The organism is Hominimerdicola alba 8, assembly GCF_000178155.2.
Classification (GTDB): domain Bacteria; phylum Bacillota; class Clostridia; order Oscillospirales; family Ruminococcaceae; genus Hominimerdicola; species Hominimerdicola alba_C.
Window position 1 is genome coordinate 213,682 of the sequence record NZ_ADKM02000122.1, and the last position, 23,239, is coordinate 236,920.

Sequence of the window (23,239 nt, forward strand, 5' to 3'; positions counted from 1 at the left end):
TCCTTTCATACATTCTTATCAGATCGTTATATCGATCACTTGACAAGCATATTTACTTGTCATTAATTCTCTTTACTTATCGGTCTTATAAATCTCTCAGCTTTGTAACTTCCTGCCAGTGAACCTGCACAGTATTCGCACTCAAATTCATAAAGCGATTCAGCTTGACGCACGTTTGAAATGCCGTCAGCAATCGGTTCAGCACCAAGACCGGATACAAAATCGATCAGCGACTTCACAGCGCTGTCAGAACGTTCGTCCTTGCCGAGATACTGTGTTATCTCGGGTGAAAGCATCACATAATCCACCTCAAATTCAGACAGCTTCATTATAGGTGAACTTATGCTGCCAAAATCGGTCAGCATGAAGTGAAATCCGCGATTTCGCAGTTTTTTTATATTTTCTGCGACCTCTATCTCGCTTTCTTCAAACAGTTTTTCAGACAGCGAAAAGCATACCTGAGTAGTTTTTACCTCCATTTTTTCGGTAAGATCGACCAGCTTGTTCTCTGCGCTGATATCACGAAGATATTTTGCGGGCATGTACACCGACAGCCAATTGAACATCAGATCACGTTCGTTAAAAGTACTGATAGCTTCAAGTGCCTGAATGATCTCCAGTTCAAACAGGTTTATACACTGCTGAGTTATCTCACTGACATCTCTGAAATTTTCAGGCATCAGTGTACCCAGACCGGGAGTGTTCAGCCTTGTCTGAGATTGGTAAAACGCTGTATTTCCCGCAGAGATATTGCGTATTGCTCTGAAATACAGTTCTACAGCACGCAGACCGCCGACTGTGCTTTTATCGTTTAGCTTCAAGACCAGTCCTCCTCTCAGTGTATTTTTACTCTACTATATTATACAACATTCTTTTGTTAATGTCAATCCAAATTGGCTATTTTTTAAAATTTTATCTAAATGTGGCTATTATTGCCAGAATGTTCAGCTTTTAGGCACTTCAAATTCATATTATCAAATATTTAAACAAAAAAAGTCAGAATATGAAAATTAATTGACTTCAAAATATTGTGTTTAACATTTTGCTCACCCTCAACATATACCGATCAAAGACTTGTTTTTATGTTGAAATATATAACTTTTGGCTAATAGGTTTGATAATTTTAAAATTAACTAGCAAAATTGCACAATGGCATTTCTCTGATTTGTGCAGTTGACTGATTTTGGTTGTTAAAAATATGAATAAAATCCTAAACTATTGACACTGAAAACAAAATACTGTATAATTATGTCAAGTTAAAGAAAACCACTCCACAGTGGTAACATTCGTGGAAGATTTGAATGATCGGCTACGCGAGCCGAAATCCATTATGAAAGGAAAATGACTATGAAAGCTAATACTAAGAAAAAGGGTAATCCCATGAAGAAGTTAGTGCCCGCAGCCGGTATGCTCGCGATCTCTGCTACAATGTTGGCTACCTCTACATATGCTTGGTTCACCATGAATAAGGAAGTTACAGTTCAGAATCTTGCTGTACAGGCAAAAGCAGAAGGTGGACTGCTGATTTCTGAAACACAGGGTTACGCTGCAACTGATATTTGGGATGATTCCGCAAACACAACTGCTGAATTAGCAGCAGCTAAGGTTGCTCTGTATCCTACTTCAACAGCAAACACTGGTACATGGTATCATGCAACAAGTAAGACTGCAAATGATGCGGCGAATGCAGAAGCTGGCTCTGCATCCACCTACAAGAACGATGGATATACAGCACTCACATTAACTTCCAGTGAATTACAGGCTGCTGCAGCTGGAACAAACGGTAAGAAGGATGTATATTTTGCAGATTCTGGTACATCTGGTTATGATGCCGATGATGCTAAATACTATCTGAAGTATACTTACTACCTCAAGACATCTACCGAAGGAACAACAACTTTAGGCTTGGCTAATGGAGATCAGAATCTCAATATTTCTGTTGTTAATGTTACCGGAAGCTCAGTATCTACCGAACTTAATAAGTCACTTAGAGTTGGTATAGAGATTGGTGGAAAATTCTACATCTTTGCTCCTGTTTCTGGTGCAACGGGTACTTATTATGTAAATGCTTCTTCAACTGCTACCAATGCAATTGACAGCTCGGCAAGCACACACGATGCTCCTATGACTGTTGCTACAGGACTTACTTCGCTTCCTGGTGTTAAGCAGAACGGAACTCCGGTATATGTTTATATGTGGTATGAAGGTGAAGATGCTGCTTGTAAATCTGAAAACGTTACAGCTACACTTGATGAACTGACAGTTAATCTTGAGTTCAAACTTACAACTCTTAGTGCTGCAGCAACTGATAGTGGCGTTGCAGTTCCTACTCCGTAATCCAAACACAGTATTATTAACAACTAACTAAACAACCACATTCCCAAATCTCATAAAATAGAAATATTAACCCCTATCATTAAATAAAACCCTCTTTCACCCCCACCCAGGTGGGGGCTTTTTTTCTTGACTGCGACCGGGCGGGGTGAGAGAGATAAAAAGACAGACGGCAGACATGAGTGGAGGCTCGTGGGAGCCGTCTTTTTTTGTTTGCAAATTCATGTGTCAAATAGCAATGGCAAATGATAGGTGACACACATCTCACAAAACAAATCCCCGACCCTTGCATTTATCTGCGCTTTATGCTATAATATATAGTAATATATTTTAGTGAGGTGTACTTGAATGACAGAGTTAAAAGAATACAGAGGTCATATCCGCAACTGGCGCGGGCTTTGTGAAGAGTTGGGCGTTGATGCGGGGCTGGCACGCGCTGAACGTGAACGTGCGATCATCGTCAAGGCATATGAAAAGTGGGGCAGGGAAGTCGCTGACCATCTTTACGGCATGTTCGCTTTCGCGATAGAAACCGATGGTGAGATCTTCTGCGTGCGCGATCAGTTCGGCACAAAGCCTTTTTACTATTACGAAACGGCTGACGGCAAACTGCTGTACGGCACAACTATCCGCCGCATCATGGAGCAGGAGGGCTTCGTCAAAGAACTCAATGAGAAGATGCTCCAGATATACATGACACTGACTTACGTTGCGGGCGAAGATACTTTCTTTAAGGGTGTCAAAAAGCTGATGCCGGGTCATTATCTTGTCCACAAAAACGGCAAGACCGAGATCACCCGCTACTGGCACCCCGAATTTCATGCAGATGAAAGCAAGTCACTTGAAGAATGGGCTGACGAGATACACACTACCATTCAGAATATAATGCCCGAAGTTAAGGAGGACGGCGAAACTGCTGAAAGTTTCCTGTCAGGCGGTGTTGACTCTTCTTATGTGCTGGCGATGTCCGACGCGCAGGTGACAGATTCCTGTGGTTATGATGACGAGCGTTTTGACGAATCGGGTCTTGCAAAGCAGACTGCTGATATCCTCGGCAGAAAGAATAACCGATGCAAGATAACTCCGGAACAGTATTTCGATATCGTGCCTTACGTTATGTATAATATGGAACAGCCTTTGGGTGATGCTTCAGCCATCGTGTTTGCGATAGCCTGCAAAGCCACCGCTGAGCATACCAAACTCTGCTATTCCGGCGAGGGTGCAGACGAATTTTTCGGCGGCTATAACATGTACAGAAATGCTGAACGCTACGGCGATAACCTCAAAACTTTCTATGTCGGCAATACCAATATTATGAAAGAGGACGAGAAACAGCGTATTTTAAAGCACTATGACCCGAATTATCTGCCAATCGATCTGGTAAAGTACATTTATGATGAAACCGAAGGTCTTGACCCGCTGACTAAAATGTCAGATGTTGATATTCAGATATGGCTTGAGGGCGACATTTATCTGAACGTTGATAAGATGAGCGAGGCTGCGGGTCTGGAGATAAGAATGCCCCTGACCGACCGCCGCGTGTTTGATATAGCTTCCCGCCTGCCATCACGCTTCAAGGTGAACGCCGAGCAGAACAAAGTCGCTTTTCGTACTGCTGCTGCTAAAGTTCTGCCCGAAGAGATAGCATTCCGCAAGAAGCTGGGCTTCATAGTTCCTATCCGCATATGGCTGGCTGACGAACGCTACAATGCTGATGTCCGCGCAAAGTTCAACAGCGATATGGCAGCAAAATTCTTTGACCTTGACGAGATCAATGCCATATTTGCAGATTATATCAGCGGAAATTCCGATAACTGGCGCAAGATATGGACGATATACACCTTCCTTGTATGGTATGAAGAGTATTTCGTGAAGAGATAACAAGGTTACTTTGTATTTGATTTTAAAACAATTTGCGAACGTTTTGTTAAGATGCAGAACGTTCGCGGGCTTTTGCCCGAAATCACTTGATTTCAGAGCTAAAAAAATTTTTTGAGAAATTTCAAAAAAACTCTTGACAAATCAGTACCCTTATGCTATAATAGATACTGTCATCGGGGTGTGGCGCAGGTGGTAGCGCGCTACCTTGGGGTGGTAGAGGCCGTGGGTTCAAGTCCCGTCACTCCGACTAGACAAAGAGGAAAACCGTCCGATCTACGGGCGGTTTTCTATTATCCGAGGTGTGGCTCAGCTTGGTAGAGCGCTACGTTCGGGACGTAGAAGTCGCGTGTTCAAATCACGTCACCTCGACTATCATTATCAGCAGTCCTACGGGGCTGCTTTTTTATTGATCGTGAGGTACACCTATGAAGATAGTATGCAAAAGATGTCTGTTGGCAGAGATCGACCGCGATGCCTATACCGAAAAGCTGATGGAGTACATTGCTGCTGTACCGGAAGACAAGCGCGTTGACGAAGACGAGTATCAGCGCAGGCTTGAACTCTGCCGCAGCTGCGAACAGCTTGCGAACGGCATGTGCGCTGTCTGCGGGTGTTATGTGGAACTCAGAGCGCTAAAACCCAACTCTCACTGTCCGGGCTCAGGGAAATTTTGGTGAACGATAGTATACAATTAAAACTAATGGTTGACAATTCTGTAAAAATGTGCTATAATGTATACCATTGATAGAAATGAGGTAAACAATATGAGCGATAATAAAAGTACAGAAGCATTCCTGTCAACCAAAGATCTTGCGCTGACAGGAATGTTCGCGGTGGTGATAGCAGTCTGCTCTTGGATATCTATCCCGACTGCTGTGCCTTTTACTTTACAGACATTTGCGGTTTTCAGCGCGTTGGGTCTGCTGGGCGGAAAACGCGGCTTTTTTGCGGCGTTGGTTTATATGCTTCTCGGCGCGGTAGGTCTGCCTGTATTTGCAGGTTTTAAGAGCGGCGTTGCCGTACTTGTGGGTTCAACAGGCGGATATATCGTTGGATTTCTTATAATTGCAGGCGTTTACTGGGTCGCTGAGGTATTCATTGGCAAACAAATTATTGTCAGAATAATTTCGATGGTGATCGGTCTGGTGCTCTGCTACCTGTTCGGTACAGTCTGGTTCGTTACAGTGTTCACCCGCACTAACGGCGATATCAGCCTTTTTAAAGCGTTGCAGATGTGTGTGATACCATTTGTTATTTGGGATCTGTTGAAAATGGCTTTAGCGCTTTCTGTCACTTCGGCGGTCGGAAAACGCATAAAGATATGATCTTAAGACCTGCGCTCGCAGGTCTTTTTTGTTGACATATCAGGCGATAGGTGGTATAATATCTGTTGAAATTAATATAAGGAGAATCATGATGTCGAAGAAAAAGAAAGTCAAACACAGCAATATACCTCTTTTGCTGATACTTCTGCTTATAACAGGTGCTTGCAGTATAGCAGCTGTTTACCAATATCTGAAAAACCGTCCTGCCGAAAATGTAACTGCCGCACCACAGAATGTAAGGCGTGAAAGCGAAAAAACATCTGTTTCAAACGGCAAGCAGGGAAGTCCTGATGAGAAGAATGCCTCTTCCGAAAAGAACAATGGTGCAGAAACAACTCAGGTTGATCCAGAAGTAAAGCCCGCAGAAAACGCCGCACCATCAGATGAAATATCGGACACAAAACAGGATAATTCCGAAACAGAGGAAGCATCTGTCAGCGCTGACCCGCAGATAAATGAACTTATGGCTAATATGACACTGCATGATAAGATCTGCCAGATGTTCATTGTCACCCCCGAAAGTCTGACAGGCTACGACCTTGTGACACAGTCGGGTACAGCAACGCTGGACAGTCTGCAAAAATACCCTGTCGGCGGTCTTATATACTTTGCTCAGAATCTTGAAGACAAGGCGCAGACTAAGGAAATGATATCTGCCACCCAGTCGAGCAATTCTGTGGTTTCTGATATCCCTCTTTTCATATCGGTCGATGAAGAGGGCGGTATTGTAGCAAGGTGTGCCGAAAAACTGGGAACGACCGACTTCGACCCCATGTATACCTACCGCGCCGAAGGTGCTGAAAAAGCCTACAGCAACGCCTACACAATAGCACAGGATATAGCATCTCTCGGCTTCAATCTTGATTTTGCGCCTGTTGCGGATACGTGGTCGAACCCCGACAATACTGTTATCGGCACACGCGCCTACAGCGATGATTTTTCCGAAACTGCTACTTTGGTAGCATCAGCAGTAAAGGGCTTCAACGATGGCGGAGTTGCCTGCACCATCAAACATTTTCCCGGTCACGGCGACACTGCTGAGGACTCTCACGTAGGCATGGCTTGTTCTTATAAAACGATAGCTGAACTTGAAAAGCAGGAGTATCTCGCCTTTGAGAGTGGTATCGCCGCAGGTGCGGATATGGTCATGGTGGGACATATCACAATGGTAAATGTTGACAATATCCCATCGTCACTGTCAAAGACTTTCATGACAGACGAACTTCGCGGCAAATTGGGCTTTAAGGGATTGATAATCACAGATGCACTTGGCATGGGCGCTTTGTCGAATTATTACAGCAGTGATGAGATAGCAGTAGAGGTCATCAAGGCGGGCGGAGATATCCTGCTTATGCCGGCAGACCTTTCACAGGCTGTCACAGGCGTGGAAAATGCCGTTACAAACGGTGAGATAACCGAACAGCGCATCAATGAAAGCGTCATCAGGATACTCGAACTAAAAAAGAAGAGAGGTATCCTCTGACAGGGATATAGCAATCCGCCCTAAAATTCAGACAAAATCCAGTCACAAAATCCATAGATCCGAGCTTTTGCGACTGGATTTTGTGAATTTAAATAGTTGGATTGCTATAGTATCAAAACGTCTGCGTTAGTGCGGCGCACATAAAGCAGTTTATGTGATTTGAAGATAAGGTTGCGTAACATCGCAGTTACGCAGCCTTTTTCTTTTTGCCGTATTCTTTGCTGTCAGCAATAGCCGTAGCGACAGCAACATCAAAGCGGAAGAGTATCTCAATCTGCTGAGTACGATGACCATCGCTCTTATCCGGAGCGTGAACGATGATCTTCTCGATAAGCTCATGCATGATCTCAGGCGTAAGCTCCGTGATATGCTCATACTTCTGCACAACCTTTATAAAGGAGTTCACATCGGCACACTTCTGCTCTGCTGTTTCAATAAAAGCAGTAAGCTCTGATGCTTTCGCTTTCAATTTCTTCTGCTCGTCCTCGTAACCTGCGGACAGTACGGCAAAACGCTCGTCAGAGATCTTGCCTGAGATGTTGTCCTCATAGAGCCTTGCGAAAAGCCTGTCAAGTTCAGCAATACGTTTTTCAGCCTGATTGAGAGCTTTCTTTGCCTTAAATACATCAGAGGAATGCTTTGACGCAGAGTTGTCCATGGCTGTCTGCACAAACTCAGCTTCATTGTCTTTAACACTATCAAGGAGCTTGTTCAGAGCATTTAAAACCAACTCTTTCAGAACGACAGTCCTGATGTAATGGGCTGAACAGCTATCCTTATCAGCTGAATGCGTGGAGCATTTCAGATGCTCCTGATCTTCACTAAGACTTCTTGAACGGCACAGGTATAGCTTTTTACCGCAGTCAGCACAGTAACAGATGCCCGAAAACGGATTTACAGTTTCCTGCTTCTGATTTCTTCGCTTATTCTTACGCATCTCCTGAACAAGATCAAACTCCTGCTGTGTGACGATAGGCTCATGGGTATTCTCAAAGATGAGCCAGTCCTCTTTCGGATTTTCAATCTTACGCTTGTTCTTGTAGGACTTGCGGCGTGTACGAAAGTTCACCGTATGACCGATGTATTCGGGGTGCTCTAAAATGTCAATGACAGTTTCAGTACACCAGCGGTCAAGCCTTGAATTCTTGTTGGCTGGGTTTCTTCCCTGCGATATAGCGTAAGCCGTTGGATTGGGGATACCTTCCTCTGTCAGCTTACGGGCAATCTGAGTCGGACCGTAGCCGCTGATGCAGAGCTTGTATATTTTGCGGACAACCGCTGCAGGCTCATCATTAATGATCCACTTGTGCTTATTTTCCTCAGATGCCTTGTACCCGTAAATAGGCAGAGAAAGCGGTTTGCCTGACTGACCCTTTGCCTTGAATACAGCACGAATCTTTTTCGACGTATCTCTGGCATACCAGTCATTAAAAATTGTCAGTGTCACAAATGGATACGCATCTATTCTTCAAACAAAATAACCAGTAAGTATCAATCTTCTGATGCATCAACTCGCCCTATATGGGCATTTTTTCTGTCCTTTAGCGGTTTGTCGATCAGCTTGTAATAGACATGAATATCACGGACAGCCTTCTTGTCATTCGGGTTCTCATCAATGGTGATGTACTCGATAAGTTCCAATGCCATCTGACGGGTGAGCTGTTCTGCTCCTGCATAGGATCTCAGACGGCGGATATATTCGTCCACATCTGCTTCGTCCTGCTGTTCGGTTTGAGTGCGCTGATGAAGTTCATCGTATTCCGCTGTCAGCGTATCTTTTTCTGCCTGATATTTTTCAAGGAGCGGGATACAAACCTTTTCGGGAACTCTGCCGAGCGCCCTGTCCTCATAAGCTGTTTCAATTAGCCTGTCAAGCTCACCTAAGCGTTTTGTTATATCTTGCAAGCGTTTCCTGTCAGCATTCTCTTGTAAATTGTTCAGTCCACGCTTTCTTGCAAGATACTTTTCTCGAGCCTTATCATCATTCATCACAAAGTCGATCTGACGCTGAATATCAGCAAGCACAACACTTTCAAGTGCTTTTAGAGTTATGAAGTGTGTGTTGCAATACTGCTTACCAAATCTGGCGTACAGACCGCAGGTGTAGTTTTGAGGTGTCTTGCCTGTCATGGAAGATGTAAATTTCATCTTCGTACCGCAAGTGCTGCAATAGCACATACCCGACAAAGGTTTGACCTCACCTGTTTTTGTGGACTTGCCTGTACTCACCGAATCCTCCAGCTCACGAACCTTATCCCATAACTCCTTAGAGATGATCGCTTCATGGTTGTTCTCATGAACGATCCAGTCGCTTTCATCACGCTTGATGACCTTATGGTTCTTGTAGCTGACAGTAGTCATTTTCATTCGTGCGAGCGTACCGATATAGATCGGGTTGTGCAGGATACGTTTTACCGCCTGCGTACTCCACAGGTGATGAGAATACAACGGAGTTGCTTTGCCTGCTTTTGTGTAGTGATAATCGGCAGGTGAAAGAATACCATCATCATTCAAAGCCATAGCGATCTTGCGGAGATTTGCCCCCGAAGCCCTCATCTCAAAAATACGGCGTACTATCGGAGCGGTCTCAGGATCGATCACAGGCGTTCTGTTTTCATCTTCGCCCTTATCATATCCGTATGCGGCGAAGGTTGTTTTGTACTTGCCTGCCTTAGCGTTAGTTTCTATGACAGCACGCAGTTTTTTCGACGTATTTGCTGCGTACCACTCATTAAAAACATTTACTATCGGAAGCATCTCCATACTTGCACTGTTATTGTTCGCCGTATCAATGTTATCCGTCAGAGCGATAAAACGAATATTGTACATTGGAAAGATATAATCCACATACTGACCCACAGCGATATAGTTTCTTCCGAAACGGCTCATGTCCTTGCAGATGATAAGATTGATCTTTCCGTTTTTGGCATCTTCGAGCAAACGCTGTACACCTGGGCGTTCAAAACTTGTTCCCGAATAACCATCGTCAACATACTCGTCGTAAAGAGTCCAGCCCTGTTCATTGATATAATTGGTCAGGACTTTTCTCTGGTTTTCTATCGAAAGGGATTCACCCGAACGCTCATCGTCCTTTGATAAGCGAAGGTACATTCCCACATTGTAATTGGTCTGCTTTGGTAACATAACAACTCCTTTCTCCCAAAGCGACCTTTTACCGCTAAGACTATTATAGCGCGCCTTAGCGGAAAAGGCAATATCTTTTGAGAAAAAGTTTTAAGCTGTTTTAGGGACGATACCGAGCATCTCGCTCATCGCCCTGTCCTCAGCGTAATGATACATTACGTCATTGATGTCCTTATCTCCGATGAAGTGGCTATGCACTCTGTAAGTGCGTCCGTCCACCACATATGTGTTGATCTGAACGGGGCAGTCCTTGTACTGCTCGTTCATCTCCTGCATTGTTCTGTTTTTCATAGCTTGTTACTCCTTTAGCTTCTCTATCTCTATGCTTATAGAGCGAGGGGATCGCTTTCTCTATCTGCCCCTCTTTTGGTTTGTGTGTGATATAGCTGTGCGGAACGGCAAACGCCGTCCCGTTTACAGCTATCGTAAGCGAGTTGCGTAGCAACTTGCGGTTGTCGGATATATATTTAATCCGAGTAAGGATCATTCTTCTCAAAGAACGAAGTCTGACCGAGCATTTCTTCCTCGTCAGCGTCATTATCATAGCTGTTATCCGACACAGGTTCATCATCAGCACCGGACATAGCCGCCTGCTCGTGTTCTCTTGCAATCATGTCAGCGAGAGCCTGCCCCTCACAGCTATACTGTCTGCACAGCGACTGATAGATCAGCAGAGCTTTCTGCTCACTCAGCTTTTCGCATTCTGCCGTATCGGTCTTGATGCGCTCTTTCAGCTTGCTGATCTTCTCATCGAGTTTTGTCAGCTTCTTAGCGATGTCAGCCATATCATCACCACCGTTCGTTTCAAATTTCGGGAGGATACCCGATGATAATATTATAGCGCGCAATACCGTACTTTGTCTATTGGCAGTGCGCATGAAATTTGCTGTGTCAATTGAGTTTTGCGTTCGACAATTTGTTATGGGGAATTTATTTTGACAGCAAAATCACACCGCTGAGATACTGCTTTCAAGCATCGGAAACAGGATTATTCAATACAAGTCGCATAGCTCCAAACGCTCTGATGAGCGCCTGAGCGACTAAGAGAGTTCGCTCAGAAATATTTTCACGCAAACGATGAAAATAAACCAATCCGACCTTAACGGTCGGAAGAATATCAAAATCAACCCCAGCAAGCTCTGCATATTGTGTACACAAGTTCACAATATGCGCTGGCTTTCAAACCCAGCAAGCACGGTAACTATCCCAAATGGATAAAAACGATTTTTAATGTATGCCCTGACATTACGTCAGGGCAAGTCTGTTTTTGTTGGTAAGCGGTTTGTCTATCAGCTTGTAATAGACGTGTATCACACGAGGACGGTCTTTGTGACCTTTGTTGTTCTCATCGACTGTTGCATACTCGATCAGGTCAAGGCACATCTCACGGGTAAGCTCCGTTGCTCCTGCATAGCGTTTCAGACGGCTGATGAACTCCGCCACATCTTCCTCGTCCTGTCTGTCAGCTTCGGAACGGGCTGTCATTTCATCATACTCAGCTTTCAGCGTTTTCTTTTCAGCCTGATACTTGTCGAGCATATCAAACGCCATATCCTGCTCGATCCTGCCTGCGACCTTATCTTCATACACACTCTGAATGAGCTTGTCAAGCTCTGCAAGGCGGTTGCCGACGGTCTTCATACGCTTGTTATCGGAAATGTTCTGAATGTCAATAAACGCTCTCTTGTGTTTGAGAAACTCTGCTGTCGCAGTCTTTTCATCTTTGGCAAGCTCACACATCTCCTGAATATCCGCAAGAATGATTCCCTCTAAGAGTTTCCGATTGATTGAATGTGTGCTGCAGTAGTTCTTTCCGAAGCGGTTATGGTATCCGCAGATGTAACTTGTACCGCTGCCGCTTCCTTTACGCATCTTCCAACCGCAGCCGTCACAGAAAAGCAATCCCGAAAGAGGACTAAGCTCTCCCTTTTTGTCACGCTTTCCTCTGCTGACAGATCTTTCGATCTCCCTCACCTTATCCCAAATCTCCTTTGAAATGATAGGCTCATGGTTGTTTTCAATTACCGCCCATTCAGATTCATCACGATTGATGCGCTTGTGATTCTTGTAGCTCACAGTTGTTGTACGGAGCTGAGCGAGCGTTCCGAGATAGATCGGATTTTTCAGGATGTTTTCGAGATTCCTGCTGCTCCACAGATGTGAGTTGTTGTAAGGATTCGGTTTGCCGATACGCTTGTAATAGTAGTCGAACGGTGTCAGCACACCTTCTTCATTCAGCATCGTTGCGATATGTAAAGGCTTGACTCCCGATGCTCTCATTTCAAAGATACGGCGGACGATGCCTGCGGCATACGGATCAATGATCGGAGTACGCATTTCATCATCACTCTTAACATAACCGTATGGGCAATAGGGAATCATCATCTTCCCTGCTTTTGCGTTTGATGCGATGACAGCACGCACCTTCTTTGATGTGTTGGCGGCGTGCCATTCGTTAAAAACATTTCGGATAGGCATCATATCCATATCTGCACTATCGGAATTGAGCGTATCAATGCCGTCATTCAGTGCGATGAAACGAATATTGTACATCGGAAAAATATAGTCCGTGTACTGACCTACCTGAATGTAATTGCGTCCGAAACGGGACAGGTCTTTGCAGATAATAAGGTTGATCTTGCCGTTCTTGGCATCGTCAAGCATTCTCTGCACACCCGGTCTGTCGAAACTTGTTCCGCTGATGCCGTCATCGACGTACTCATCATAGATCGTCCAGCCCTGTTCACGGACATAGTTTGTGAGAATTCTTCTCTGGTTTTCTATGGAAAGGGATTCGCCTGCTCGCTCATCATCTTTTGAAAGTCTCAGGTATATCCCCACGATATAATCAGTCTGCTTTGCTAACATTACTACTCCTTTCCTCCAAAGCAGCCTAATTCAACATTGCTATAAGTATAGCGCGCAATGCCGAAAAAAGCAAGTACCTTTCGGAAATTTTTTCAGGTCGTCTGAGGTCTGCGGTGCATAGCCATCACCTCGGAAAACGCTCTTTCAAATGCGTTATGATAAAGCACTTCATTGAGGTCTTTATCTCCGCAGTAGTGACGCACAACGACACACCTCTGTTTACCGATCAGGTACTCGTGCGTTTCGGTCTTGCATTCCTTATACTTCTCGTTCAGTTCAAAAGCCAGTCCTGCCTTATCTTTCTCTACGGCAGTATTATTGTTATTCATAGCTGTATCTCCTTAGCTTCTCTTTTTCTATGCTTTTAGAGCGAGGGGATCGCTTTCTCTATCTGCCCCTCTTTTCGTTGTGTGTGATATAGCTGTGCGGAACGGCAAGTGCCGTCCCGTTTACAGCTATCGTTTTGTTGTCGGAATATATGTTACTCCGAATAGGAATTATTGCTTTCAGTAAAACTCATCTGCTTGCCGTACTTGTCAGCAGAGCTATCCACAAGTCCCTCAATGTCGGCATAAGACATACCGCTGTCGGTAAACTTCTGGATAAGACCGTGTTCGGCAGTCACAGCATCGACAAGCTCCTGCCCGTCCTTGCCGTAAAGCTCAGCAAGCATATCATAAGCGATCTGCTTGCTCTGCATAATGATCTTACGCTTGCGTTCAAGGGCAGCTCTCACCGCCTTGTCAGCGTTGTCGATCTTAGCCTGGTTGTCGTTCAGATTTCCACGCATTCATTTCACCACCTGTCTATGTTTGGATTTCAGGATAACACCTGATGATAATATTATAGCGCGCAACGAAAGCGTTTGTCTATTCGCAGTGCGCATGAACTTTGAGTATTTTTTCAGAATTCCCCAGTGTAAAATGGCGGCACTCTTACAGCCAGTGACCGCAGGAGAATAACGCTCTCCTACATATCAATACCAAATTTTACAGCCATTCGTTAAGTACCGCTGAGATATTCTCCGTTATGCACAAACAGGCTATCACAAATTCAGAAATAGTTTTCGCAGACTATGCTTAACGAAGTCGTGATTATTATGGTAATAACTATTGAGAAGGATTTTCACCAGATTGCCGCAATCCCAGCACGATAACTGCGCCGTACCAGTTTACAATTTCAAGTGTGATGATATAAAGAGCATCACGCAGGAGCGTGAGCGAGATAAATATAAGTCGCATAGCTCCAAATTCGCTGACGGAGCATCGAAAGCCTGCGTGATATGCAAATCCCACAGGCTGGAAAATAGCGCTACAGCGCAACAAAAATAACAAGCATTGTATTTTGCGCCGCACAGCGAGCGAAAATACCAAATGCTTGTTGGGGACACCCCAAGCCCCGAAATGACCGCACAGCGGTCAAAAAAATATCGGCTTACGCCGAAATAGAAACAAAGGAGACACCAATATGGAAACCGAGAAAAAGAAGCGTGGCAGACCGCCCAAGCGCAAGGCTATGGAGTTCGAGGGCATGACCTATGAGGGAGCTATCAATAATGCTCTGGACAAAGAGGTCAAAGCCGACCTTGACAAGAGCCTTGCCGACAAGGACGAGAGCCAGCTTAAGGACGATGAACGCAAGTACCTGAAACGCAAGAGGGAGAATAAGTCCTACACGCTGAATGTTCGCTTTACGGAATCAGAAATGCAGGATATTCTTGCTAAGTGTGAGCAGTACGGTTACAAGAACAAGACGGAGTATATCCGTGACTGCGTTCGGGCAAGGGTTGATCTTGTACCCGATACCACCGACATATCCGAGTGTAACCGTCTGATGAAACGCATTGGAGCAAACATCAACCAGATACTTGTCCGACTTTACAGCACAGGTCACATCTATGCCGAGGATATTACCGAGATAAAGAAAGGGGTAAACGAGATTTGGCATACACTTCTATCCATACGATCAGGGCAACAGTCAGCGCAGCGATCGCTTACATCACAAACGGAGATAAGACCATCGACGGTTTATATGTCAACTCTTATGCTTGCCGAGCCGACAGTGCAGGAGCAAGCGAGGACTTCCGAGCTGTCCGAGACACAGGAACAGGGCGAACACAGATCCTTGCCTACCACATGATACAGAGCTTTGCCCCCGGTGAAGTCACGCCCGAACAGGCTATGCAGATCGGAGAGGAGCTTTGCGACCGCTATCTGAAAGGTGATTATCAGTATGTCATTGCTGTCCACCATGATAAGTCGCATCTGCATTGCCACATCATTTTCAATAACACAAATCTGTATAACGGACTGAGTTTCACCACCGAGCATAATCAGGGCAGGAAGTCAGAAAGAGCGTGGGCAGAGCTGCGTGAGATTTCGGACGAGATATGTGCCGAACACGGCATATCCGTTATTGAACCGATTGGTAAGGGTGTATCACATTACGAGAATGAAATGCAGAAAGAGGGCAAGTCGTGGAAAGAAAAGCTCCGTGTTCGTATTGCAGAGGTCATGCTTTACAGCCGTGACTTTGCTGATTTTCTCCGCAACTGTACCGCCAGCGGCATCGAGTATGTTTACACTCCGCATAACAAGTACAAGCTGAAATTCAAGCTGTCGGGTGACGGTCAGCAGAGGTTCACAAGAGCCGAAACGCTGGGCGAGGGATTCACCGTCGAAAGCATCACCGAGCAGATAGTGGAGATACAAGAGAAGCTGTCAGCGGCGAATGTCACTCCCGATATGCTTATCGAACCGCCGAAGCCTGTTGCTGTTCCCAAGCCTGAGCCGAAGCCGACACAGACAGTCACCGCACCGACAAAACCGAAACAATCAGCCGAGCCTGAAACTATCACGGAAACGAGTGAAACCGCAAAGAGGAAAGCTGCTGCGGAACAGGTTGAGAAGTTCTTTGCAGCCCGTCGGGCAAGACGGCAGGCACAGCTTGATATGCTTAACGCAACTGCTATCAATCCGAAGCCTGAACCGTCTGCCCCGACACCACAGCCCACACCTGCCGAGAGCAAAGCACCTGAAAAGGAAAAAGATGCGTGGGCAGAGATCAGGGGTATGCGTGACAGCGATGAGATGATCGCCGACCTTGAAGCTGGCGGTATCACATCGCTTGACGATCTCAGGGGTTTCTTCTGGAATTTCAAGCACCCTGATGACCACACGGACGAGCTTGCCAAGCTTAGAGCAAAGATAGAGCCGATAGACAAGCTCATTGCGATGATGGAACAGCATTCTCAGAACTATGCTATATACAAGGAGTATCAGGAACGGTCAGCGTTTACGCAAAAGCATTTCCGCAAGAAAAATGCTGACGCTATCGACGCTTTTGAAGAAGCCGACAAGTATATTGCCGAGCATATCAAGCCTTACTACATCAAAGGGAAAATGCCTAAGCAGAGCGATTTGCAGGCGAAGTCCACCAAGCTGAAAGAGAAATACAATGCTCTGTTGCCTGAGCATAATGCCTTTGTCACTAAGCGTGACACGGCTCACAAGTACACCCGACAGGTGCGTAACTACCTTCAAAACAAGGAACAGCAGGAGCGTAACAGGCAGTACCAAGAGAAAAAGCGCACTCAGCAGAGAAAGAAAGACACACTCGAATAATAACAAGCTCTCTGCCGAACGGAATAGTCCCTCTGAGCCGTCTGTGATGGTTATGGGGAAAGTTATACTCCTGAAACAGCAAACGCTCCCTGAGCGTTCAGAGAGCGTTTTGCAACATAAGGCATATTGCACCGAGGAAAAATGTGATATTGCTGCGCCTTTCATAAGAATTATTACAATTATTCCAATATGCTGGACTCCGAGAGCATTGTAGGCTATAATATGGTTACTATGAAATTGGAGGTGCGGTATATGTTAGCAATACCCGAATTGGCAATGCCGAGAACACGCAAGGTCACGACCGTCTGCAACGGCAAGCGTGAGGCCTGGACGGACTATGAGGAAGCAAAGGCTTATTTCCTTGAACTTATGATGTCTACAGAGGGCGAGGAGCATGACAGAGCGGAATGCGTTTACATTCAGCTCCTACACGGGCTGGAGGAGTGCAGTGACGAGGACGAATAAATAGAAATGGGCATTGTTTTGAATGACAATGCCCGTTTTTTATTATAATAATGCTTTGATTCGTCCGACATTTTTAAATATGTGTGCAGGATAAGAATCTGGAAAGTGTTGCTCCATCGCTTCATATACTCTCTCCCAGATACCTACAAAAATACCTTCTGTCTTTTCCTGAATATCATTTGACGATAGATATTTATCATTGAATCCTTCACACTCTTTAAAATTGTTCAATATTAAATGCAACAGGAACCGGTTTCCATGAACGAGAACTAATCGTTTTCTTTGCGATACTGTTGGCTCATATTGTTTAATACAACTTTCAACAGCACGAAGTACTTGAACTCCATTATAAAGAGAAAAACTGTTTGTCGAACCATTAAATAAAAGTTTATAAGGTGCCTTTTCAATGTTTTCGGTTAGCGCACCTATATTTCTCTTAACTAACGCAACAATAGATAGATCTGAACATAAACAAGCTTGGGATACTATTGCTTCATCAAATGTTATTTGATGTTCAGGATCGTCAATTTTAGAGCCTGTTTTATATAAATACTGTATTCCCCCAAGACTTAGCTCCATACGAAGTCTTTCTTGTGTAGGATCCAAAGATGCAAAGTCTTTTCCTTCAATTTTATTCTGTGTGTTGGATAATTTAGTTATCTGAACAGCTTGCTTGCTATCGGCATCTCCAATATCAATCATTTGAATATAAATACGAGCATCTGATATAGCTTCTGGAGAATTCATATATACTGAGCCTATAACACCAGTTGTTTGAGCACCGTTAACCACTGAAACCCCTTCGAGCGCAAACAATCCCACTTCTCTTCCCGTACTGTATGCCGCTTTTTTCGTAATTCGTTGACAGAGAATTTTAATTCCATTGTTGTAATAAAAAAACTTTTCAGGTTCGTTGATTAATACATCTTTAATACCTTGATTAACGTCTGTGCTGCCTTTATAATACCTAATATTTTTAGCAAAAAGGCGGTTGCCATATTGTTTAAACCATTCTCCAATTGCAGAAACAGGAATAGTACCATAGTACGCTTTATATGGATTATCTACAATTCCCCAATTGCTAATCAATACATCATCAAGAATAATATTGTCCGAGGTTTGTCCATTGGCTAAATAATCATATATGTCTTGTAGTTTTAATTCTGTGAAAATTAGTAAATCAGTTGAATCATCCTCATTAACGCTATTTAAGAGCTCTTTAATTGGACGAAGAGCATATTCATTAGCCGCTTGATTTCCAGTATGACAGAAAATCATTTCAATCTGATAGTCCATATCTCTAATTGCATCTGATATTTCTTGTTTTTTGGCTTGAAGCTTCTTATTGCAGCCTTCAAAATCAAAATTCAAACATCTTCTTACTCCTTCTACAAAAGTACTGCTTTCCTCCTGTGTAATACCTCCATTACCATCAGAACGCCATTTACTTTGTATAAGGAATAATTTCTTTTGAGCTGAGTCATTATACACTGCATCAATTCCCATATCATGATAACCATCTGTAATATTTTGCGAAGCAATATCACAATCTAAACCGCATTTTTGAACTATAGATAAAGCAGCAATGGCACGTGTAAGATACTTGTTTGTTTTTTCATTATCGGACTTAGCATCACTAAGATCGATAAGACCATTAAAAAGCTCTTCTATCTTATTTTGTATCCTAACTATTTTAAGATTGTTTGGCATATATTTACACCTCCGTTATTATATTATTGCGAATTATTTACATCTTTATTCATTTTAATTACTAAAGCTTTGAACCCTTTGAGCTACAACTTTTTCAATATGTTTCATCCAAGCCGGAGCTTCAAGATTATCACGCTCAGTCTCGCACTGGAGTATCAAATCCCTCAAATGTTCAGGACGAGCCTGCTTGCCCTCGAACATGGAAACGAAGTGTCTGCGGAACTGCTCCAAAGAAAGGGGAACAATATCAAGTCTCTGCTTAACATTGCCTTTGGCATACCAGATACCGTGGCGGAATGTTTCAGCGGTGTTGGTATCAATTCTGATTGCAAGAAAAAGACCATACACAGGCTTATTATAATTCAATACAGCATCGGAAACATGACGGCGCACAGGTTCGCCCTCCATTGCTTCCTGCCTTGAAGATGTGGACATTGTAACCTCTGTCAGTATCATGAAGTCCTCAAATTCACAGTAAAGATCGCCTTTACCACCGCCTGCTGCGGTTACGGGCAAGAAGTCAGAATCAAGTCGGAAACCACGAACCTCATAAGGCTTGTTGACCATGTGATCTATCGCAAGCGCAGCTCTCCAAAGTGTCCACTCAAAGTATGCAGGAGTTTCGTCTTTCGGTATTTCGATAGCGTTATCTTCATCGTAAACGAGCTTTCCACCGCCCTTAATAAGCAGAGACATATAATCGGCAATTTCCTGCCACTGATTGCACTGATCGTTAGCATACTGTATCTCGTCAGTTTTGGCGAGTGTATCCTCTAAACGCTGTCTTGCTATATTGATCTCGGCAGGAGTATCAAGAGGCAGATCGGAAATATCATAAACGATATGACGTTCCTTCATTTGCTTTTTGAGATCTTCAAGCAATGTTTTGGCTACGTCTATATTGTCAGTCGGCAGAGGCGCGCCCGAACACAACTGCTTGTATGCTTTCATTAGAGGTTCCGAAGTTGCTGTATCTTTTGCGAGCTTCTCAGCGAGTAAATGCTTTGCAGGCACGATCATAATACCTCTGCCCTTACGCTGAAACATTCCCGAAATGCGGAGATAACGCATATTCATGTCACTATAATCAAGGAAGTTGTCAGCTTTTTTATCGTAATGCTTCCCACGCTCCTTAATCTCATTTTTATCAAAGGTACGCTTTGCAGGTGCTTTAGCTCTGCGCTTCCTGAGATTAAGAATACGGTCAACAACCTCCGAGAGATCATAACTCGGATTTGTAGTGTGTCCCCAAAGGGCAAACTCAATACGGCTCATTTCCGTAGAGCCTGTCCGCTTCTCCAGTTCCAACATGATAGCGAGCATCCAGCGGAGCGGAGAGAAGTAGGTTGTCTTATCGGGCATTTCAAACTGCTCAACGCTCATAGCTCTGAGGAAACACTCTTGTACAGCAGGAAAAGTATCTGCTTTAAGAAATGTTCTGCCAAACGGAGTTATATCGTCCATAGCTCCAAGATCGTCCTGATTGCCGTCCTTCTTGCTTACCTGTGGAAAAATGTACCCGTTCTTCGCAAACATTAAGCGCCATTTACGAGCATGACTGCCTGATTCATCTTTACCGCTTTCATTCTGGATAATGCCTTCCTTGTTCAGCAGGTTCATAAAACCGATCTCATTATCCCTGCCGTGCAGCTTTCCGACAAATGCGGACTTGGCGTATACTGCAAGACCTTCCTGTATTCTGTTAGGATTTCTCAAGCCAGTGTTACCTACAAGCCATATTTTAATGTTTTCTTCCATAGTGATTTCTCCTATCAATACCCGATAAACAGGTACTCCTGAACAGAATTTCTATGTGTTTTAGCGTCAGCCTGATTGCCGAACGCATATTTATAGTCTACGGGAACTACTTCAACGTGTTCCTTGTATTTCTTCATCAATGCTACCATATCCTCTTGCGTAGGCAAGCTGTTGGAGGAGTATGAAACAATAAGGATACTGTCGGAGAATTTGCTAAACAGCTTATCGAAGGCTTCATACGCTCCGTTTTTCGTTGAAAAAGGTGTAGGATATGATTTGAATTTCTTTGTTTTTGTATGCTCTTGTATTTCTACGCCCTTCCAGTCACGGGCAAGTCCCTCGATAAAATGGTATCTCCGCACATATTCATTGTCTGATAACGGCGAATAGTATGGGGGATCTATATATACAAGATCGGGCTTTTCAACATCTAAAGCCATTGCATCGCCATTTACAGACTTATTCGCCTTATGATTATCAAAGACAGCATTATTAACCGCTTCTACTGCCTCAAGAAACTGTTGCGACAGCGTTTTCTGCAAGTCTTTTCGACCGTCATCATACCTATGACCTGTATATGTAAAAATACCACGAGGTCTTTTTTTCGTGCAGGCACGGATAAGAGCAGTCATCGCAATAGCTTTCTTATACTGATCGTCTATTGCAGCTATGTTTGTGCGAAGTATATCTATCAGCTCATTTTCATCATCGGTATAATACAAATCCTTGAATGTGTCAGATACGAAATGATCTACTTCTCCTTGCTTTATCAATAGCTTCTCCGCTTCTGCAATGGGGAGTGTTACGGTATTATTCTCAACCATAGCTTTTGTAAATGTCGCTGACATAGCCATATAATCGTTGCTAATTACGGTTTTACCATGAGATTTGAACATATAGCCTACAATACCTGAACCCGAAAACAGATCGACAACGGTATCAAATTCAAAACGTGAAGCGACATTCCATATTTCACCGAGCAGTTTCCTCTTGGAACCCATAAAGCGAGTCGGCGGATATAACGATACCTGATCGGAGAGAGGTTCACTCTTAACCATCTTTTTCTTTTCAGGCGGTATAGTTACGATAACATCTTCACCTTTTCTGGTATCTCCATGACAGGAGATATGTCTCTTAGTCTGGATAACCTCTATCTTGTACCGTTCATAAAGCTGGTGGACAAGGGGGTGATTGGAATTAGTGAGGATAACGTAGCATCCTCGCTCATGAAGTGTACCTATCATCTTTGCAAGCTCAACATGATCGTCCTCATAAAACTGTTCTTTGGTATATCTCTTGAAATCCGAGTTTTCGGATATGGGGAGATAAGGCGGATCCAAAAATACAAAATCGCCTGGTTGAGCGTAATGTTCAAGAACAAGTATATAATCGCCGCAAAGTATTTCAGCCTTACGCAGTGCTTCGGAAGCAAGTCGCAGAGCATCAATATCACATATCTTCGGATTCTTATACTTGCCAAACGGTGTATTGAACTGCCCACTCCTGTTTACACGGTACAAGCCATTAAAACAAGTTTTGTTCAGATAGATCGTTCTTGCTGCAGCTTCGGCTTTCGGAAGCGTCTGCCAGTCAAGAGAACGAACCTCATAAAACATCTCGCTTGTATTCTCATATTTCTGCAAGCACTCAATAACATCATCAACATGATGTGCGACCTGGAGATACATATTTATCAGCTCAGGGTTGCTGTCAGCTATGATAGCGTTCTCAGGCTTCAAAGAAAAGAATAAAGCTCCACCGCCGAAAAAAGGCTCAATATATCTGCCATACGTTTTCGGAACTCTCGGCATAAGCTCACCGAGCATCTGCGTTTTACCGCCAGCCCACTTTAGAATAGGCTTTGCCACAGGAGCCTTTGTTGTTTTAACGCTCATCACTCTGCATCCTTTCGATCAGTTGTTTCAGGCACCATTTCCATAATATCTCCAATATCGCATTGCAGAGCATTGCATATCTTTACAAGCACATCCGTTGTAACATTCTCATTCTTGCCGAGCTTCGCCATAGAAGCATGACTTATTCCTGCTGCAACACAAAGGTCCTTTTTCTTCATGTCTTTGTCTATCAGCATTTTCCACAGCTTTTTATAACTTATCGCCATTGGGATAACACTCCATCATTGAACTTTCTGTCTTCTATTGCAGAACTAAAATCTGCAATCGCTGAATTACATATATAGTATAGCATATCTTGTGTTGTTTTTCAAGAGCAATTTTGAAATAAGCGCAAAAAATATAAAAGAGAGTATAATCGGTTAAGAATCACACTCTCTTAGCTATAATGTTGATATTAGGCTGTTCCGGACTTTTATCCATTTAGGAAAGCTACTACGGTATTCATGGGGTACATTTTGAAAAATGACCACCCTGAATACAACAGCTTGTTAGAGGGTTTTGCACCCCTAAGACCCCGCTTGAAAAATGAAAGAAAAAGTGATATAATGGATATTGAAAATGGGCGAATACTATTATTTTGGAGGTTTGTCTATGAATGTAAAATCAGACGAGGAACGGAAGTCTAAAGTGCTGAAAGTCCGCTTGAACGACAAGGAGTTTGCCAAGCTGAAACAGTACACCGAGGAAAGCGGTCTGCGCTCAATGTCGGAATATATTTACAATTCGATTTTT

At 43.8% G+C, this 23,239-nt stretch carries 19 protein-coding genes, 2 tRNA genes and 1 pseudogene; 10 read left to right on the forward strand and 12 right to left on the reverse strand.

The genetic code is table 11. The features are described from left to right. Positions 1 to 62: 62 nt before the first annotated feature. Complete coding sequence (locus CUS_RS15130) at positions 63 to 821, reverse strand: EAL domain-containing protein (protein ID WP_002852263.1); 759 nt, start codon at positions 819 to 821, stop codon at positions 63 to 65. Between the two features lie 526 nt (positions 822 to 1,347). On the opposite strand from CUS_RS15130, the gene CUS_RS15135 reads away from it, so the two are divergent. The 7 genes from CUS_RS15135 (at position 1,348) to CUS_RS15165 (ending at position 7,023) form a co-directional block, all read left to right on the forward strand. After that, positions 1,348 to 2,337: a hypothetical protein gene (locus CUS_RS15135; protein ID WP_002852072.1), complete on the forward strand. Its 990-nt coding sequence runs from the start codon at positions 1,348 to 1,350 to the stop codon at positions 2,335 to 2,337. 345 nt (positions 2,338 to 2,682) lie between these two features. Then, a complete protein-coding gene (locus CUS_RS15140) occupies positions 2,683 to 4,215 on the forward strand; it encodes an asparagine synthetase B family protein (protein WP_002852036.1) in 1,533 nt (510 codons plus the stop codon). A gap of 174 nt (positions 4,216 to 4,389) precedes the next feature. Next, positions 4,390 to 4,462: transfer RNA gene (locus CUS_RS15145), tRNA-Pro, on the forward strand. Positions 4,463 to 4,510: 48 nt separating this feature from the next. Next, positions 4,511 to 4,584, forward strand: a tRNA-Pro gene (locus CUS_RS15150). 56 nt (positions 4,585 to 4,640) lie between these two features. Continuing rightward, positions 4,641 to 4,892 carry a DUF6171 family protein gene (locus CUS_RS15155; RefSeq protein ID WP_002852042.1) on the forward strand — a complete coding sequence of 84 codons (252 nt, stop codon included), beginning with the start codon at positions 4,641 to 4,643 and terminating at the stop codon, positions 4,890 to 4,892. 87 nt (positions 4,893 to 4,979) lie between these two features. Beyond that, positions 4,980 to 5,540 (forward strand): biotin transporter BioY, encoded by a 561-nt coding sequence (locus tag CUS_RS15160; RefSeq protein ID WP_002852280.1) that lies wholly within the window; start codon positions 4,980 to 4,982, stop codon positions 5,538 to 5,540. Between the two features lie 91 nt (positions 5,541 to 5,631). Continuing rightward, positions 5,632 to 7,023, forward strand: coding sequence for a glycoside hydrolase family 3 protein (locus CUS_RS15165; protein WP_050792247.1), 1,392 nt, complete (start codon positions 5,632 to 5,634; stop codon positions 7,021 to 7,023). 187 nt (positions 7,024 to 7,210) lie between these two features. Here CUS_RS15165 and CUS_RS15170 read toward each other — a convergent pair whose 3' ends face one another. From CUS_RS15170 to CUS_RS15200, 7 genes are all read right to left on the reverse strand, one after another. After that, positions 7,211 to 8,470, reverse strand: coding sequence for a recombinase family protein (locus tag CUS_RS15170; protein WP_002852344.1), 1,260 nt, complete (start codon positions 8,468 to 8,470; stop codon positions 7,211 to 7,213). Positions 8,471 to 8,514: 44 nt separating this feature from the next. Then, on the reverse strand, positions 8,515 to 10,167 hold the full coding sequence (locus CUS_RS15175) for a recombinase family protein (protein WP_002852059.1): 1,653 nt from the start codon (positions 10,165 to 10,167) through the stop codon (positions 8,515 to 8,517). Positions 10,168 to 10,257: 90 nt separating this feature from the next. Further along, positions 10,258 to 10,458, reverse strand: a complete 201-nt coding sequence (locus CUS_RS15180) for a hypothetical protein (protein ID WP_002852080.1) — start codon at positions 10,456 to 10,458, stop codon at positions 10,258 to 10,260. A gap of 176 nt (positions 10,459 to 10,634) precedes the next feature. After that, positions 10,635 to 10,952 carry a hypothetical protein gene (locus CUS_RS15185; RefSeq protein WP_002852030.1) on the reverse strand — a complete coding sequence of 106 codons (318 nt, stop codon included), beginning with the start codon at positions 10,950 to 10,952 and terminating at the stop codon, positions 10,635 to 10,637. Positions 10,953 to 11,412: 460 nt separating this feature from the next. Beyond that, complete coding sequence (locus CUS_RS15190; RefSeq protein WP_002852077.1) at positions 11,413 to 13,035, reverse strand: recombinase family protein; 1,623 nt, start codon at positions 13,033 to 13,035, stop codon at positions 11,413 to 11,415. 92 nt (positions 13,036 to 13,127) lie between these two features. Next, on the reverse strand, positions 13,128 to 13,364 hold the full coding sequence (locus CUS_RS15195; RefSeq protein ID WP_002852181.1) for a hypothetical protein: 237 nt from the start codon (positions 13,362 to 13,364) through the stop codon (positions 13,128 to 13,130). A gap of 152 nt (positions 13,365 to 13,516) precedes the next feature. After that, on the reverse strand, positions 13,517 to 13,825 hold the full coding sequence (locus CUS_RS15200; RefSeq protein WP_002852004.1) for a hypothetical protein: 309 nt from the start codon (positions 13,823 to 13,825) through the stop codon (positions 13,517 to 13,519). 677 nt (positions 13,826 to 14,502) lie between these two features. On the opposite strand from CUS_RS15200, the gene CUS_RS20740 reads away from it, so the two are divergent. The 3 genes and pseudogenes from CUS_RS20740 to CUS_RS15215 all read left to right on the forward strand — a co-directional run bounded on the left by CUS_RS20740 (position 14,503) and on the right by CUS_RS15215 (position 17,123). Continuing rightward, positions 14,503 to 15,174 carry a plasmid mobilization protein gene (locus CUS_RS20740; RefSeq protein WP_002852160.1) on the forward strand — a complete coding sequence of 224 codons (672 nt, stop codon included), beginning with the start codon at positions 14,503 to 14,505 and terminating at the stop codon, positions 15,172 to 15,174. Beyond that, a pseudogene (locus CUS_RS15210) lies at positions 15,090 to 16,658 on the forward strand (relaxase/mobilization nuclease domain-containing protein); the annotation flags it as partial. The gene CUS_RS20740 and the pseudogene CUS_RS15210, both read left to right, overlap by 85 nt. 252 nt (positions 16,659 to 16,910) lie before the next feature. Next, positions 16,911 to 17,123, forward strand: a complete 213-nt coding sequence (locus CUS_RS15215) for a hypothetical protein (RefSeq protein WP_002852007.1) — start codon at positions 16,911 to 16,913, stop codon at positions 17,121 to 17,123. A 42-nt stretch (positions 17,124 to 17,165) separates the two neighbouring features. Here CUS_RS15215 and CUS_RS15220 read toward each other — a convergent pair whose 3' ends face one another. The 4 genes from CUS_RS15220 to CUS_RS15235 are packed head-to-tail and all read right to left on the reverse strand — an operon-like array spanning position 17,166 to position 22,713. Beyond that, complete coding sequence (locus CUS_RS15220; protein WP_002852372.1) at positions 17,166 to 18,833, reverse strand: AIPR family protein; 1,668 nt, start codon at positions 18,831 to 18,833, stop codon at positions 17,166 to 17,168. A 54-nt stretch (positions 18,834 to 18,887) separates the two neighbouring features. Continuing rightward, complete coding sequence (locus tag CUS_RS15225; protein ID WP_002851991.1) at positions 18,888 to 20,591, reverse strand: AlwI family type II restriction endonuclease; 1,704 nt, start codon at positions 20,589 to 20,591, stop codon at positions 18,888 to 18,890. 14 nt (positions 20,592 to 20,605) lie between these two features. Then, positions 20,606 to 22,486, reverse strand: coding sequence for a Dam family site-specific DNA-(adenine-N6)-methyltransferase (locus tag CUS_RS15230; RefSeq protein WP_002852355.1), 1,881 nt, complete (start codon positions 22,484 to 22,486; stop codon positions 20,606 to 20,608). Then, complete coding sequence (locus CUS_RS15235) at positions 22,486 to 22,713, reverse strand: helix-turn-helix domain-containing protein (RefSeq protein WP_002852076.1); 228 nt, start codon at positions 22,711 to 22,713, stop codon at positions 22,486 to 22,488. Before CUS_RS15235 ends, CUS_RS15230 begins: the two co-directional genes overlap by 1 nt. Between the last annotated feature and the right edge of the window lie 526 nt (positions 22,714 to 23,239).